10 protein-coding genes are annotated in these 15893 nt (G+C 72.6%); 5 read left to right on the top strand and 5 right to left on the bottom strand.

The window, feature by feature from the left end; genetic code table 11:
- Nucleotides 1-97 precede the first annotated feature (97 nt).
- The 4 genes from KBX06_RS08460 (at nt 98) to KBX06_RS08445 (ending at nt 4248) form a co-directional block, all read left to right on the top strand.
- Nucleotides 98-1456: a hypothetical protein gene (locus KBX06_RS08460; RefSeq protein WP_210833683.1), complete on the top strand. Its 1359-nt coding sequence runs from the start codon at nt 98-100 to the stop codon at nt 1454-1456.
- A gap of 39 nt (nt 1457-1495) precedes the next feature.
- Entirely contained in the window at nt 1496-1981 is a 486-nt protein-coding gene (locus KBX06_RS08455; RefSeq protein WP_210833682.1) for an NUDIX hydrolase, read from the top strand.
- 375 nt (nt 1982-2356) lie between these two features.
- Nucleotides 2357-3256, top strand: a complete 900-nt coding sequence (locus tag KBX06_RS08450; RefSeq protein WP_210833681.1) for a hypothetical protein — start codon at nt 2357-2359, stop codon at nt 3254-3256.
- 116 nt (nt 3257-3372) lie between these two features.
- Nucleotides 3373-4248, top strand: a complete 876-nt coding sequence (locus KBX06_RS08445) for an alpha/beta fold hydrolase (RefSeq protein ID WP_210833680.1) — start codon at nt 3373-3375, stop codon at nt 4246-4248.
- A gap of 20 nt (nt 4249-4268) precedes the next feature.
- Here the strand turns inward: KBX06_RS08445 and treZ are convergent, their stop codons facing one another.
- From treZ to glgX, 3 genes are read right to left on the bottom strand one after another with little or no spacing between them, the layout of a single operon-like run.
- Nucleotides 4269-6002, bottom strand: a complete 1734-nt coding sequence (treZ, locus tag KBX06_RS08440) for a malto-oligosyltrehalose trehalohydrolase (RefSeq protein ID WP_210833679.1) — start codon at nt 6000-6002, stop codon at nt 4269-4271.
- On the bottom strand, nt 5999-8323 hold the full coding sequence (gene treY, locus KBX06_RS08435; protein ID WP_210833678.1) for a malto-oligosyltrehalose synthase: 2325 nt from the start codon (nt 8321-8323) through the stop codon (nt 5999-6001). Before treY ends, treZ begins: the two co-directional genes overlap by 4 nt.
- A 1-nt stretch (nt 8324) precedes the next feature.
- The gene (gene glgX, locus KBX06_RS08430) at nt 8325-10442 is read right to left on the bottom strand and encodes a glycogen debranching protein GlgX (RefSeq protein ID WP_210833677.1); all 2118 of its coding nucleotides are present in this window, start codon (nt 10440-10442) and stop codon (nt 8325-8327) included.
- Nucleotides 10443-10773: 331 nt separating this feature from the next.
- Between glgX and KBX06_RS08425 the strand changes: the two genes are divergently transcribed.
- Nucleotides 10774-12165: a glycosyltransferase family 4 protein gene (locus KBX06_RS08425; protein ID WP_210833676.1), complete on the top strand. Its 1392-nt coding sequence runs from the start codon at nt 10774-10776 to the stop codon at nt 12163-12165.
- Nucleotides 12166-12322: 157 nt separating this feature from the next.
- Here the strand turns inward: KBX06_RS08425 and KBX06_RS08420 are convergent, their stop codons facing one another.
- Together KBX06_RS08420 and KBX06_RS08415 are read right to left on the bottom strand one after the other, a co-directional pair.
- Nucleotides 12323-13606 carry a citrate synthase gene (locus KBX06_RS08420; RefSeq protein WP_210833675.1) on the bottom strand — a complete coding sequence of 428 codons (1284 nt, stop codon included), beginning with the start codon at nt 13604-13606 and terminating at the stop codon, nt 12323-12325.
- Nucleotides 13607-13851: 245 nt separating this feature from the next.
- The gene (locus tag KBX06_RS08415) at nt 13852-15867 is read right to left on the bottom strand and encodes a sulfatase-like hydrolase/transferase (protein WP_247685521.1); all 2016 of its coding nucleotides are present in this window, start codon (nt 15865-15867) and stop codon (nt 13852-13854) included.
- Nucleotides 15868-15893 lie beyond the last annotated feature (26 nt).

Genomic DNA, 15893 nt, shown 5'->3' with positions numbered 1-15893 from the left:
GGTGTGGTGTTGCGTCGGGTTGCGCGGGGCCCCACGGTGCCGCAGCAGCCCATAGGCTCGTAACTGCTGGTAGTCGCTCGATATCTGGAGGGCATCCATGGCGCGGCCGGTCACGAACACGGCGTTCGAAGCGCTGCTTCGCGCCGCCGGCTACGGCAACGCCCACGCCGCCTTCGCCCGCCAGCTCAACCACGCCGGTCGCATCCACGGCACCTGGCGCTACGACGCCGCCAGCGTGTACTGGTGGCTGCGAGGACGTTGCCCGGCCGAGCACGTCCAAACCACCATGGCCAAGGCATTCGCCCGGAAACTCGGCCGTGCCGTCCTCGTCGCGGAGCTGGGATTCGCCGCCGCCTTGCTCGCCCCCGAAACCGCCTATCCCAGCGCCGCGAGCCACGCGATCGATGCCGCCGAGCGACTCTGGACGATGCTCGCCAGGCAGCTCGGTCCACAGTCGAGCGGGACGTTCCAGCGCGACGCTGCCCTTCATGCTGCGCTCGCCTGGCGGTACGACCTCCCGGACGAGACGGTCGCGCACAGCGGCCGGCAGCCGGTCACGACTGCCGACGTCGACTCGCTGTACGCCCTCGCCGACCATTTCACCGATCTGGACCGACGTCACGGGGGTGGCTCGCCGCGCACCCGGACGCTCATGGCCGATCTTCTCGCCCGCCAGGTCTCCCCCATGCTGCGCGGCACCTACACGGATGCCGTCGGGCGCGATCTCGTGCGCGCAGCCGCGACGCTCTCCGGCCAGTTCGCCTTCATGTCCTACGACGCAGGCGACCAGGCCGTCGCCCAACACCTTCTGACCGTCGCCTTACGGCTAGCCAAAGCCGCCGACGATCGCCTCTACGGCGCCCATCTGCTGGCCAACCTCGCCACGCAGGCCCTCTACCTCGGGCACGCTCAGGACGCTTCCCGGCTCGCCGAGGCCGCCATCGACGGAGCAGGCCGCGCGCCCGCCGCAGTCCGCGCCCGGCTCTACACGACCGCCGCCAGCGCATACGGCCGGTCAGGCGAACGACGCGCCTGCCAACACGCACTCGCGAAGGCCGAACGTGCATTGGACCGGACGGACGCAGGTAGCAGCCCACGCTGGGCTGCCTACTTCGGCACGGCCCATTTCGCCGGCGCTGCGCTGAAGTGCCTGAGCGACCTGCACCTGCACCGGCAGGCCCTGCGACACGCGCCCGGGGCGGTCGATCTGGCCAATCAGAACGCCCGGACGCGCGCTCTCCATACTGCGCTCATCGCTACGATCCATGCCCGTGCCGGGGACATCGAGGCGGCCTGCGAGTGGGGGCGGGAGCTGGCGGTGCACGTGCCAGTCGTCCGCTCCGCTCGCGTGACGCACCGCGTCCACGAACTCACCGCCACGCTGAGCCCATACCGGACGACCTCGCAGGTGAACGAGTTCCTTCGGACTCTCCCGGCTCCCACGGCCCACAACTGACGCGGACAACATCGAGACACGGCGGCTAGCGTCACGGACGTGACCTGGACGGATCCCGCCACCTGGTATGCCAACCTGCCCGCCTTCCACGCTGCCGCAGGAGCGCTCATCACCGACCCGGCAGGAAGGCTTCTGCTCGTGAAACCCACGTACCGCGACCACTGGGCCTTCCCCGGCGGGTACGTGGAAGAGGACGAATATCCGCATCACGCCTGCGCCCGCGAGGTCCACGAAGAGTTGGGCCTGACGGTGGCGGTGGGTGATCTCCTCGTCGTGGACTGGGCACCTCCTGCGGGGCAGCGGCCACGCGCCCTGATCCACTTCACCTTCGACTGCGGGACGCTCGCCAGCCTTGCGGACATCGACCTACCTGGCCAGGAACTGGAAGATGTCGCCTTCTTCTCGCCTGAGGAGGTTGAGCGGCGACTCCCAGCGAACGTCGCTCCCCGCGCCGACGCGGCGGCACGAGCCCGAGTCCGACAAATCCCGGTCTACCTTGCCGGCGGCGCCGCTACCTCACCGTGACACGCCCACCTTGAAGTCGATCACGGCGTACCGGTTCGGGGTCGGCACGCCGCTGAGCTTCGCGACGCCCACCCGTCGGGGATCTCCACCACACCCTTGGTCGGGCTCGCCGAAGGCGGACGGGCGACGGCACGCCAGTTCTGCCGGACGGTGGCCGCAAGCCCACCACCGCTGACTGGATTCACCAGCGTTCGGGCGGATCAGCCATGGTATGCCCATCAATGCCAATTGAGTAGCGTTCGGTCCATTACTGGCAGTAGTCAGATCTTGGATAACCCCTGGTCGCTCAACTACCTAACGTGAGCACGTTAGATAGCCGCCCCGTAGCGGGGCGCACCGGCGCCTGCGCCGGAGTAGGGGAACAGGAGCGACGCAATGTCACATCAAACAGGAGCCCGCCGCCTCACCGTCCGCGTGCTCGTCCTCGTGCTCGGCATCGCCGGGGTGACGGTCCTCCCGGCGGGACCGGCCTCGGCCGCCGTGCCGGGCCTGGTACGGATCGCCGCGGTCAGCGCGACCAGTTCCACCGACTTCCGCTCGGTCACCGCGACCTGCCCGGCGGGCAAGGTGCTCACCGGCACCGGGTACGAGATCAACGGCGCGTTGGGCGAGGTGGTGGTGGACGACCTGCGGCCCAACGGCAGCACCGTCACCGCCCCGACGTCCGTGACCGTCGGAGCGTACGAGGCGGACGCGTTCGCCGGGAACTGGAACGTGACCGCCTACGCCATCTGCGCCAACCCGCTGCCCGGTCTGATCCGGGTGACGGCGGTCAGCGCCACCGACCTGAACGACTTCCACGCCGCCACCGCGGCCTGCCCCATCGGCAAGGTGCTGACCGGCACCGGCTTCGAGATGACCGGCATCACCGGCAAGGGGGTCGTGGACGACCTGCGCCCGAACGGCAGCCCGGTCAGCGCGCCCAACGCCGTCACCGTCGGGGCGTACGAGGTGGACACCTTCCTGAGCAGCTGGAACGTCAGGGCGTACGCGATGTGCGCGAACCCCATCCCGGGGCTGGTGCGGGTCACGACGATCAGCGCCCTGAACTCCAACGACTCCCGCTTCACCACCACGGCCTGCGTCAACGGACAGGAGATGACCGGGGCCGGCTTCGAGGTCAACGGGGCGCTCGGTGAGGTCGTGGTAGACGACTTCCGGCCGTTCGGCAGCGCCGTCACCGCGCCCACCGCGGTCACCTCGGGGGCATACGAGGAGGACGCGTTCGCCGGCAACTGGACCCTACGGTCGTACGCGATCTGCGCGACCAGGTAGCCCGTCGACGGGATCCACCCGGGAGCCGTCCCACCGCGGGCGGCTCCCGGTTCTGTCCGGTGCCGCTCCCGCGCGTGGCACCCGTTCTGTCGCCCGTCGGTCGTACGCTCGCCGGCATGACGACGACAGAGACCCGCACGCTCGCCGCGCCCGGCGTCGACCTGGTCTACGACGTGCGCAGTCCAGGGTCGGCCCCCGGCGGTCACCGCACGCTGCTCATGATCGGCCAACCGATGACGGCGGAGGGCTTCGGCGCGCTCGCCGCCCACTTCACCGACCGGACGGTCGTCACCTACGACCCGCGCGGCCTGGGCCGCAGCGCACGCACCGACGGCCGGTCGGACCACACGCCGCAGCAGCAGGCGGCCGACCTGCACCTGCTGATCGAGGCGCTCGGCTGCGGCCCGGTCGACGTGTTCGCCAGCAGTGGCGGTGCGGTGACCGCGCTCGAACTGGTCGTGGCCCACCCCGGCGACGTCGGCACGCTGGTGGCGCACGAGCCGCCGATCAACTCCGTGCTCCCCGACGCCGAGGCCGCCGAGCGCGCGCAGCACGCCGTCCACGAGGCCTACCAGGCGAAGGGCGCCGGCGTCGGCATGGCCGCCTTCCTGGCCATGGTCTCCTGGCAGGGCGAGTTCACCGACGCCTACTTCGCCCAGCCCGCACCCGATCCGGCGGCGTTCGGCCTGACGGCCGACGACGACGGCTCCCGCGACGACCCGCTGCTGTCGAACGACTCCGGGGCGGTCACCGACTACCACCTTGACGTGGCGGCGCTCACCGCGACGCCGGCCCGGGTCGTGATCGCGGTCGGCGAGGAGTCGGCGCAGACCTACACGGCGCGTACGGCCGTTGCCACCGCGGCGCTGCTCGGCCAGGAGGCCGTGGTCTTCCCGAGCCACCACGGCGGCTTCCTCGGCGGCGAGTACGGCTACGCGGGCAAGCCCGTCGAGTTCGCGGCCAGGCTGCGCGAGGTGCTGGACGCCGGCTGACCCTCGCGGGACTCCGCCGCTCAGAGCGCCACGACCGCCGCCGTCTCCGCCGGCAGCTCGATCCGGTCGCGGGTCACCGACACCCCCTCCCCCGTGGCCAGCAGCACCCGGCGGGCCACCCCCGGCAAGGTGATCCGCTGCGGCTTGGCGGCCAGGTTCGCCGCCACCAGCGTCTCGCCCCGGCGCATCACCAGGAACTGGTCGCCGGGGCGTACGTCGACGGCGTGCAGCCTCGGGTCGGACAGGTCGGGGCGGCTCTTGCGCAGCGCGATGAGCCGCTTGTGGAACTCGTACATCTCGCGGTGTTCGGGTTTGTCCAGCTCGGCCCAGTCGAGCCGGGAACGGGCGAAGGTCTGCGGGTCCTGCGGGTCCGGCACGTCGCCCTCCGGCCAGCCGTGGGCGGCGAACTCCCGCTTGCGGCCGGTGGCCACGGCGGTCGCCAACTCCGGCTCCGGGTGGCTGGTGAAGAACTGCCACGGGGTGCTGGCCGCCCACTCCTCCCCCATGAACAGCATCGGGGTGAACGGGGCGGTGAACAGCAGCGTCGCGCCGACGCGCAGCAGCCCCGGGGAGAGGGTGGCGGAGATCCGGTCGCCGGTGGCCCGGTTGCCGATCTGGTCGTGGTTCTGCAGGTAGGCGACGAACCGGTGGCCGGGGGTCCGCTGGCGGTCCACGGGCCGGCCGTGGTGGCGGTTGCGGAAGCTGGACCAGGTGCCGGCGTGGAAGAAGCCGCCGGTGAGCACGTCGGTGAGGCACTCCAGCGACCCGAAGTCGCCGTAGTAGCCCTGCCGCTCGCCGGTGAGCAGCGTGTGCAGGGCGTGGTGGGCGTCGTCGTTCCACTGGGCGTGCAGGCCGAAGCCGCCGGCCTCCCGGGGCGTGATCAGCGTGGGGTCGTTGAGGTCGGACTCGGCGATCAGCGACAGCGGCCGGCCGAGGTGCGTGGCGAGCGCCTCGACCTCGATGGCCACCTGCTCGAGCCAGGAGGTCGCACGCGAGTCGGGCATGGCGTGCACGGCGTCGAGCCGCAGCCCGTCGACGTGGTAGTCGCGCAGCCACATCAGGATGCTGTCGACGATGTAGCGGCGCACGCCGTCGGAGTGGGGGCCGTCGAGGTTGACGGTGCGGCCCCAGGTGTTGCTCTGCTCGGTCAGGTACGGCGCGAACATCGGCGCGTAGGCCCCGGAGGGCCCGAAATGGTTGTAGACGACGTCGAGGATCACCCCCAGGCCCTTGGCGTGGGCGGCGTCGACCAGCCGTTTCAGGCCGTCCGGCCCGCCGTAGGGCTGGTGCGGGGCATACCAGCAGACCCCGTCGTAGCCCCAGTTGTGCTCGCCGTTGAAGGCGTTGACCGGCAGCAACTCGATCATGTCGACGCCGAGGTCGACGAGATGGTCGAGGCGGCCGATGGCGGCGTCGAAGGTGCCCTCGGGGGTGAACGTGCCGACGTGCAGCTCGTAGAGGACGGCGCCGGGCAGTTGCCGGCCCGTCCACGCCTGGTCGGTCCACTCGAAGGCGGTGTGGTCGTAGCGCCGGCTCGGGCCGTGCACGCCGTGCGGCTGCCAGGGCGAGCGGGGGTCGGGCAGCGCCCGGCCGTCGTCGTCGAGCAGGAAGGCGTAGTCGGTGCCGGAGCCGGCGGCGGGCACCTCGACGCGCCACCAGCCGTCGGGGCCGGAGCGCATCTCGTGGTCGGCGTCGCCCGGCAGTCGCAGCCGGACGCGGGCGGCCTGCGGCGCCCACACCGTGAATTCGGTCATTTCGCAGCCTCCACGGACTCGGTGGTGGGAGCCAGTAGCGCGACGGGGTAGGTGGCCAGCAGGTCGGCCAGCGGAGCCTGCCCGCCACTGTAGACCCGGCCCGTGAACAAATCGGTCAACTCGTGAACGGGAAGTGACAGGGTCGTGTCGCCCCAGCCGCCGGCGCGGGCCAGTGCCAACGGCAGGCGGGTGGCGACCGCCACCGCGCCGCCCCGGTCGAAGGCCAGCGCGTGCCGCCCGGCGTGCCCGTGCGCCGGCACCGGCCGGTAGCCGGTGAACAGCTCCGGGCGGTCGCGGCGCAGCCGCAGGGTCCGCGACACCACGAGCAGCTTCGCCGCGCCGTCCGCGTCCACCGGCGGGGGCCCGCCGGCGTCGAGGCGGGCCAGCAGCCCCCGGCGTACGGCGAAGTCGACCGGGCGGCGATTGTCCGGGTCCACCAGCGAGTTGTCCCACAGCTCGGTGCCCTGGTAGGTGTCGGGCACCCCGGGCATGGCGAGCTGCACGAGCTTCTGCCCCAGCGAGTTGGACCAGCCGGCGGGGGTGATCTCGTCGGCGAAGGCGGTCAGCTCGGCGTGCAACCGCGCGTCGTCGTACATCGCGTCGACCACGTCGTGCATGGCGCGCTCGAAGGCGGCGTCGGGGTCGGCCCAGCTCGTCGACACCGACGCCTCCCGGGCGGCCTTCTCGGCGTACGCGTGCAGCCGCTCCCGCTCGATCGGCCACGCGCCCACGGCCGTCTGCCAGAGCAGGTGCGCGAAGGCCGGGTCGGGCAGCGGCGCGCGGGCCGTCCACCTCGCGACGAGGTCGGCCCAGCGGCCCGGCAGTTCGCTGAGCACGGCGAGGCGGGCCCGGACGTCCTCGGAGCGCTTGGTGTCGTGGGTGGAGAGCGTGGTCATGCTCGCCGGCCAGCGCACCTGCCGGGCGGCGGCGAAGCGGTGGAACTCCGCCGGCGGCACGCCGAAGTGCGCGGGGCTGCCGCCGACCTCGTTGAGCGCGACGAAGCGGCTCCACCGGTAGAAGGCGGTGTCCTCCACGCCCTTGGCCATGACCGCGCCGGTGAGCTGCGGGAAGCGCTTCGCCAACTCGTCGTCGGGGTCGCGCAGCCGGCGGGTGAGCGCGTCGAGCGTGCCGGTCAGGTCGGGGCGGCGGCGGCCGGCCTCGGCGCGGGCGGCAGCCAGGTGCCGGGCGCCCTCCGGTGGATAGCCCCGGTAGACGGCGAACGCAGCCGCCAGCTCGGCCAGCGCGTCCCGGGCGGCGTCGCGGTCGACGTCACCGGCGAGCGCGGCGAGGCGGGTCAGCTCGGCCGACAGCAGCCGGGTGGCCGCGGCGAGCTTGGTGTCGTGGGTGAGGTCCTCCCAGGAGGTGTGCCGGCCGACGAGGTGGGTGTCCAGGGCGGTGAAGTCGCCCTGGGCGTCGGGGTCGACGAAGAGCCCGCAGACGGCGGCGAGCGCGTCGTAGCCGGTGGTGCCGTCCACCGGCCAGTCCGGCAGCTCCTCGCCGTACTCCAGGATCTTCTCCACCACCAGCCACACGTCAGCGGCGGCGGCGCGCAGCCGGGCCAGGTAGGCCGAGGGGTCGCGCAGCCCGTCCGGGTGGTCGACGCGGATGCCGTCGACCTCCCCGGCCGCCGCCCACCGCAGGACCTGCTCGTGGGTGGCGGCGAAGACCTCCGGGTCCTCCACCCGCAGCCCGGCCAGGTCGGAGACGGCGAAGAACCGGCGGTACGTCAGCTCGGCGTCGCCGCGCCGCCAGGAGACCAGCTCGTAGTGCTGCCGGTCGTGCACCTCGCGGGGGGTGCCGTCGCCGGTGCCGTCGGCGACCGGGAAGCGGTGCTCGTGGTAGCGCAGCTCCCCGTCGGCGAGCTTGAGGTCGTCGAGGGCGTCCGGGGAGTCGGCGAGCACCGGCAGCAGCAGCCGGCCCCGGTCCCAGTCGACGTCGAACCAGGCCGCGTACGCCGAGCCCCGGCCCTGGCGCAGCACGTCCCACCAGGCGGGGTTCGCGGCGGGCACGGCCACCCCGGCGTGGTTGGGCACGATGTCCACGACCAGACCGAGCCCGGCGGCGCGCAACGCCCGCAGCAGCCGCAGCCGGGCCGCCTCGCCGCCCAGCTCCGGGTTGACGGCGCGGTGGTCGACCACGTCGTAGCCGTGCGCCGAGCCGGGGGTGGCGGTGAGCAGGGGCGCGCTGTAGAGGTGGGTGACGCCGAGGCCGGCCAGGTAGTCGGCCAGCTCGGCGGTGGCGTCGAGGTCGAAGCCGGGGCGCACCTGCACCCGGTAGGTGGCGCCCACCCGGGGCGCGTCGGGTCGAGGGGTGTTCGACATGTCAGGCATTCCTCTCCAGCACCACCACGCACCGGTCGGGCACGCAGAGGGTGCCGCCCGCCTCGACCACGGTGGTCTTCTCCGGTTCCGGTTCCGCGGTGCTGATCACCAGTTCCCAGCGCTGCCCGAACTCGGGGCCGGGCACGGTGAAGTCCAGCGGCGCGTCGTGGGCGTTGAAGCAGAGCAGGAAGGAGGCGTCCAGGTGGCGCTGGCCGTACGGGCCGCGCTCGCGGATGCCCTCGCCGTTGACGAAGAGCGCGACGGCGCGGCCGAAGTCGTTGCCCCAGTCCTCGCCGGTCATCTCCCGCCCGTCGGGGGTGTACCAGGCCAGGTCCGGCAGGGGCTCGTCGACCAGCCGGGAGCGCACCGGCAGGCCGGTGAAGAAGCGTCGCCGGCGGAACACCTGGTGGCGACGGCGGAAGTCGACCAGCTTGCGGGTGAACTCCAGCAGGTCGGTGTCCGCGTCGTCCCAGTCGACCCAGGCCAGCTCGCTGTCCTGGCAGTAGGCGTTGTTGTTGCCGCGCTGGGTGCGGCCCAGCTCGTCGCCGTGACCGATCATCGGCACGCCCTGCGACAGCACCAGGGTGGCCAGGAAGTTGCGGCGCTGGCGGGCCCGCAGGGCGCGTACCGCCTCGTCGTCGGTGTCGCCCTCGACGCCGCAGTTCCAGGACCGGTTGTGGCTCTCGCCGTCGCGGTTGGACTCGCCGTTGGCCTCGTTGTGCTTGTCGTTGTACGACACCAGGTCGCGAAGGGTGAAGCCGTCGTGGCAGGTGACGAAGTTGATGCTGTGGAACGGGCGGCGCCCGTCGTCCTGGTAGAGGTCGGCGGAGCCGGAGATGCGGGAGGCGAACTCGGCCAGGGTCGCCGGCTCGCCGCGCCAGAAGTCGCGCACGGTGTCGCGGTACTTGCCGTTCCACTCGGTCCACACCGGCGGGAAGTTGCCCACCTGGTAGCCGCCCGGCCCCACGTCCCACGGCTCGGCGATCAGCTTGACCTGGCTGACCACCGGGTCCTGCTGCACCACCTCGAAGAAGGTGGAGAGGCGGTCGACCTCGTAGAACTCGCGGGCGAGGGTGGCGGCGAGGTCGAAGCGGAACCCGTCGACGTGCATCTCGGTCACCCAGTACCGCAGCGAATCCATGATCAGCTGGAGCGAGTGCGGGCTGCGGACGTTGAGGCTGTTCCCGGTGCCGGTGTAGTCGACGTAGTAGCGCCGGTCGTCCTCGCTGAGCCGGTAGTAGCTGGCGTTGTCGACGCCCTTGAAGCTCAGCGTCGGGCCGAGGTGGTTGCCCTCGGCGGTGTGGTTGTAGACCACGTCGAGGATGACCTCGATGCCGGCGGCGTGCAGCGCCTTGACCATGCCCCGGAACTCCTGCACCTGCTGGCCCAGGTGCCCGAGCGCCGAGTAGCCGTGGTGCGGGGCGAAGAAGCCGACGGTGTTGTAGCCCCAGTAGTTGCGCAGCCCCAGGTCCGTCAGCCGGTGGTCGTGCACGAACTGGTGCACCGGCATCAGCTCGACGGCGGTCACGCCGAGCTTCGTGAGGTACTCGATCATCGGCGGCGAGGCGAGGCCGGCGTACGTGCCGCGCAGCTCCTCGGGGATGTCCGGGTGGCGCATCGTCAGGCCGCGCACGTGCGCCTCGTAGATCACCGAGTGGTGGTAGGGGACCCGGGGCGGCGAGTCGTTGCCCCAGTCGAAGTACGGGTTCACCACCACCGACTTCGGCATGAACGGCGCCGAGTCGGTCGTGTTCATCCGCTCCGGGTCGCCGTGCTCGTAGTCGTAGACGGCCGGGTCCCACCGCACGTCGCCGTCGACCGCCTTGGCGTACGGGTCGAGCAGCAGCTTGGCCGGGTTGCAGCGCAGCCCGTTCGCCGGGTCGTACGGGCCGTGCACGCGGTAGCCGTAGCGCTGCCCCGGCTCGATGCCGGGGATGTACGCGTGCCAGACGTACGCGTCGACCTCCCGCAGCTCGACGCGCCGCTCCGCCCCGGTGTCCCACTCGTCGAACAGGCACAGCTCGATCCGCTCGGCCACCTCCGAGAAGATGGCGAAGTTGGTGCCCATCCCGTCGTAGGTGGCCCCCAGGGGGTACCGCTCACCCGGCCAGACCTGCATGTCGCTCCTTCGCGAGATCATGAGCGCGCACCGCACCGTGAGCGCACCACACGGCGAGGGCCGGCGGCACGCGTGCGGGTATTGCCCCGCACGTTCCGCCGCCAATCCACCCGATCGGCCGACGACCGGTATCCACCCGACTGATCTGCGGTGAACCTTCAGGTGGCGTCCGTCACCTTGGCCCCTTTCGAGGTGCGCGATCGGTCCGGATGCCCTTTGCTTGTGTGCGGGGGCACGCCCGCGCGCCCGCCACTCGGCCCTTCGGCCACCTCTCACCCTTTTCGCCGCCACCGTCGCCGGCGCGATCCACCATGCATGGACGGAGACTGATGTGACGACCCTGCGGGTCGACGAGCAGCCCACCACCATCCCGGGCCGGGTCCACCGGCCCACCCTCACCTCCCGGCCGCAGCTCCCGACGGCGGCCGGACCGGGCACGCCCCCGCAGACGCGCCGCATCCTCATGCTCTCCTGGGAGTACCCGCCGGTCCTGGTGGGCGGCCTCGGCCGGCACGTGCACGCCCTGTCGGTCGCCCTGGCCGCCGCCGGCCACGAGGTCACCGTCGTCACCCGCCACAGCGACGGCGCACCCCTGGAGGAGTACGCCGACGGCGTCCGCATCGTCCGCGCCGCCGAGGACCCGGTCACCTTCCCGCTGGCCACCTCCTCCCTGCTGGCCTGGACCATGGCGTTCAACCACACCCTCACCCGCGCCGCGCTGCGCGCCACCGAGGCCGGCTCCTACGACGTGGTCCACGCCCACGACTGGCTCGTCGCACACACCGCGATGACCCTGCGCGAGCACCTGGACATCCCGCTGGTCAGCACCATCCACGCCACCGAGGCCGGCCGGCACCAGGGCTGGCTGCCGGAGGAGATGAACCGCACCATCCACGGCGTCGAGCACTGGCTGGCCGGCGAGTCGGGCCGGGTCATCGTCTGCTCCGGCTACATGCGCGACGAGGTGACCGGGCTGTTCGGCGTACCGGCGGGCCGGGTCGACGTGGTGCCCAACGGCGTCGAGCCGCACCGCTGGCGCGTCCCGGCCGCCGCGGTGGCGAACGCCCGCGCCCGCTTCGCCGGGGACGGGCCGCTGGTCACCTTCGCCGGCCGGCTGGTCTACGAGAAGGGCGTGCAGCACCTGATCGCCGGGCTGCCCCGGCTGCGCGAGCGGCACCCCGGGCTGCGCGCGGTCATCGTCGGCGACGGGCCGTACCGCGCGGAACTGGAGGCCGAGGTGCACCGCCTGGGCCTCGGCGGCACGGTCAGCCTCCCGGGCTTCCTCGGCGGCACCGACCTGCCCGCCGTGATGGCCGCGTCGGACTGCTTCGCCGTGCCGAGCATCTACGAGCCGTTCGGCATGGTGGCCCTTGAGGGCGCCGCCGCCGGCGCGCCCCTGGCCGTCGCCGCGACCGGCGGGCTCGCCGAGATCGTCGAGCCCGGGGTGACCGGGATGACCTTCCGGCCGCACGACCCGGACGGGCTGACCGACGCCGTCGACGCGCTGCTGTCGGACCGGGAGCGGGCCCGCCAGCTCGCCCGCCGCGCCCGCGTCATGGTGCACGAGCGTTACGGCTGGTCGGCCATCGCGCAGCGCACGGCCGCGGCCTACGCGGCGGCGATCGCCACCTCGGGATCGTTCGCCGCGGAGCGGGTGACCCGGGGTCGCGCCGTGCCGTCTCTCCCCGGGGGCAACCTGCTGGCCGCCGCCGGCCTGCGCTGACGGGGTGTAAGGAAGGGCCCCTTCCTATCGTTTCCGGTAGAGGAAGGGGCCCTTCCTTACCGGTGGCGGGTGGGGGACGGGGCACGGAGCGCGAGACGGCGGAGGCCGCCGCCCCGGGGTGCGGGTCGGCGGCCTCCGCCGTCGGTACGGCCGGGGGTCAGCGCTGCTCGAACGGGGTGTACGCCCGCTCGGGGGCGCCCGTGTAGATCTGCCGCGGGCGGCCGATCTTGGTCTCCGGGTCGTTGATCATCTCGCGCCACTGCGCGATCCAGCCGGGCAGCCGGCCCAGCGCGAAGAGCACCGTGAACATCTTGGTCGGGAAGCCCATCGCCTTGTAGATCAGGCCGGTGTAGAAGTCCACGTTCGGGTAGAGCTTGCGGGAGACGAAGAACTCGTCGGCGAGGGCGATCTCCTCCAGCTGCATGGCGATGTCCAGCAGCGGGTCCGGCTTCGCCATCCGGCCGAGCACGTCCTGGGCCGCCTTCTTCACGATGGCCGCGCGCGGGTCGTAGTTCTTGTAGACCCGGTGGCCGAAGCCCATCAGCTTCACGCCGTCCTGCTTGTCCTTCACCTTGCGCACGAAGGACCCGACGTCGCCGCCGTCGGCCTGGATCTTCTCCAGCATCTCCAGCACGGCCTGGTTGGCGCCGCCGTGCAGCGGGCCGAAGAGCGCGTTCACGCCGGCCGAGACCGAGGCGAAGAGGTTGGCGTTGCTGGAGCCGACCAGCCGCACCGTCGAGGTGGAGCAGTTCTGCTCGTGGTCGGCGTGCAGGATGAACAGCATGTCCAGCACCTTGGCCATCACCGGGTCGACCTCGTACGGCTCCGCCGGCACGCCGAAGGTCATCCGCAGGAAGTTCTCCACGTAGCCGAGCGAGTTGTCCGGGTACAGCAGCGGCTGCCCGATCGACTTCTTGTAGGCGTACGAGGCGATGGTGGGCACCTTCGCCATCAGCCGCACCGTGGACATCTCGACGTGCGAGGAGTCGAACGGGTCCAGGCTGTCCTGGTAGAAGGTGGAGATCGCGCTGACGGCCGAGGAGAGCACGGCCATCGGGTGCGCCTCGCGCGGGAAGCCGTCGAAGAAGCGGCGCATCTCCTCGTGCAGCAGCGAGTGCCGGCGGATCCGCTCGGTGAACTCGGTCAACTGCTGCTGGGTCGGCAGCTCACCGTAGATCAGCAGGTAGGAGACCTCCAGGAAGGAGGACTTCTCCGCGAGCTGCTCGATCGGGTAGCCGCGGTAGCGCAGGATCCCCGCGTCGCCGTCGATGTAGGTGATGGCGGACGAGCAGGCCGCGGTGTTGACGAAACCGGGGTCGTACGTCGTCATCCCGGTTTCCTTCAGCAGCTTGCCCACCCCGATGCCGGCGGGGCCCTCGACCGCGGATTGCACCGGCATCGAAAGCTGCCCACCGGGGTGATCGAGCTTGACTTCCGTCATGTTTCCCTCGCTTCGCCGGCAGATCTGCGTTGAATTGCCTTCGCTTTTACCGTAATCACGGTCGAGGTGACACCGCCCGTCGTGGTTCGACGGTGAGGCATGCGTCACCCGTTTCCCGACCAGCGAGCCGGGAAACCCGCGCAATTCGGACGCTCGGGCAGCGACGACGCAGGGAGGCCCGCAACCCCTTGATCATCGCGCGTCCTGGCGGCGGGGGAGGTGGGGCGGGGGTGAAAGGGCAGGGCTCAGGTGAGGGTCAGGCGGAGGAGGGCGCCGTCGGGGGCCACGCGGTAGACGGCGAGGCGGTTGGCCCCGACGTGGTAGAGGCGGTCGTCGGCGAGCAGGGCGGCGAACCGGCGTCCGCCGGCATCGCGGGCGACCACGGGGACCACCGCGCCGACCCGGCCGTTGACGGCGATCGCCAGCGGCGTGCCGTCGGGCACCTCGTCCGGCACGTCGCCCCAGACGGCGGCCGGCAGCCGCCCGGTGTCCGGGTCCACCGCTGCGAACGCGGCCAGGTTGGCGACGCGGGCGGTGCCGCCCGCCGGGCGGTCGCCGACGGCGGTGCCCACCAGCGGGTGGGGCGCGGGCGGCGGGACCGGGTCCGGCACGCCGCCGGCGATGGAGGTCGGCTCGCCGGGGCGGTCGTAGAAGACCTTGCCCCCCTCCGTACGGGGCGCCTGCCGGGCGGAGCGGCCGTCGACCGGCCACGGCAGCCGGACGGCCGCCTCGTCGGCGATGGTGGGCAGCAGGTCGACGTGCTGCCAGTTCCGGTCGTCGATGCGCCCGGCGCGCTGGCCGGGGGTCTTGACGAACGTCGGCACCCAGGCGACCTCGCCCGGGGCGGTCCGGACGGCGCCCATACCCCGGCCCTGGGCGCCCGGGGTGAAGCTGACGCCGTGGTCGGCGGTGACCACCAGCAGGGCCTGGTCGTAGAGGCCGGTGGAACGCAGGGTGCGCAGGGTCTCCCCGATCAGCCGGTCGGTGTAGCCGAGCTGCGCCAGGTGCCTGCGGCGGGCCAGTTCCGGCCAGCCGTCGCCGTCGTTCGGCAGGTCGTCCGGGGCGTCGTAGCGCGCCCCCGACGGCAGGTACGCCCACGGCGAGTGCGGCATCAGCAGGTGCAGGAAGTGCAGGGTGGGTCGGGGCGCCGGCCGCAGGCCGGCGAGGAAGCCGGTGAACCGGGCCGGCTGGTTGTCGTCCAGGCTGTCCCAGCGGAACTTCGGGTCCGTCGGCACCGGCTCGGCGGCGTCGACGCCCGCCTCCGCGCGGGTCCGCTCGCGGTACGAGTCCGCCGGGTCGACGCGGCTGTCGACCGGGGCGGCGACCTGGCGCAGCAGCCCGCCGGCCTGCCGGACGAGCACGCCCATCCCCTGCTCCGGGCCGACCGGCTGCTCACAGCGGCTGGGCGGGCAGAGCCGCGTGATGCTCTCCTCGGCGCGCACGTCGTACAGGCCACCGAGGGCGGTGAACAGGTTGTCCGGGTACTGCGAGTGGTGCGGCGCCGCCGCGCGCTGCGGGTACCGGCCGGTGAGCATCGCCGGCAGCGCGTAGGGCGTCCAGCCGCTGACGCCCGTGGCGTTGCGGTACCAGGTGGAGCCGCCGGCCAGCTCCGCGAAGTGCGGGAACCGGGCGGCGTCGACGCGCCCGTCGCGGCCGAGCAGGGACACCAGGGGCAGCTCGTCGAGGACCAGCACGACCACCGGCGGGTGGTGGCCGGGGCCGGGCACCCCGGCGGCGCCGCCCTCGCCGCGGGGCAGCACCACCGTCGAGGTGGGCGAGGCGAACACGAACAGCCCCACGAACAGCAGCGGCCCGGCCGCGGCCAGGCGCAGCACCCGCCCGGGCGCCCGCCACCGCCGGTGCGCGGCGGCCACGGCGGCCCCGACCGCCGCGGCGAGCAGCAGCAGCGGTACGCCCCGCAGCGGCGTACCGTGCCGGCCGACCTGCACGGCCAGCGCGGCGAGCAACAGGCCGACCAGCAGCGTGTGCGTCACCGATCGGGCGGCTCGGCCGGCCAGCCGGGACAGCGCGCCGAGCAGCGCCACGGCGGTGGTGGGCACCAGCGCGACCAACGCCACCAGCAGCAGGATCTCCCGGCGGTCCGCCCGGTGGAACAGGAAGAAGTCGGGGCTGCGCCCGAGGACGTCCAGCAGCGGCTGGGTCACCACGAGCCCGACCAGCCCGGCCACCTCGGCCAGCCGGCCCAGCTCCGTACGCCAGCCACCCGGCCGGCCAGCGGGCGCAGGGTCGCCAGCGGGCAACCCGACCGTCGGCCGGTCACCGGACG

The organism is Micromonospora sp. C31, from assembly GCF_018070575.1.
GTDB lineage: Bacteria > Actinomycetota > Actinomycetes > Mycobacteriales > Micromonosporaceae > Micromonospora.
Note: the sequence above shows the minus strand (reverse complement) of the source record. Positions and strands in the feature narration are given on the sequence as shown.

Bases quoted from the DNA above. Each gene is read 5' to 3' on its own strand.
- treZ (WP_210833679.1), bottom strand. From the start codon at position 6,002: ATGACCGAATTCACGGTGTGGGCGCCGCAGGCCGCCCGCGTCCGGCTG.
- KBX06_RS08460 (WP_210833683.1), top strand. From the start codon at position 98: ATGGCGCGGCCGGTCACGAACACGGCGTTCGAAGCGCTGCTTCGCGCC.
- KBX06_RS08450 (WP_210833681.1), top strand. From the start codon at position 2,357: ATGTCACATCAAACAGGAGCCCGCCGCCTCACCGTCCGCGTGCTCGTC.
- glgX (WP_210833677.1), bottom strand. From the start codon at position 10,442: ATGCAGGTCTGGCCGGGTGAGCGGTACCCCCTGGGGGCCACCTACGAC.
- KBX06_RS08420 (WP_210833675.1), bottom strand. From the start codon at position 13,606: ATGACGGAAGTCAAGCTCGATCACCCCGGTGGGCAGCTTTCGATGCCG.
- treY (WP_210833678.1), bottom strand. From the start codon at position 8,323: ATGTCGAACACCCCTCGACCCGACGCGCCCCGGGTGGGCGCCACCTAC.
- KBX06_RS08445 (WP_210833680.1), top strand. From the start codon at position 3,373: ATGACGACGACAGAGACCCGCACGCTCGCCGCGCCCGGCGTCGACCTG.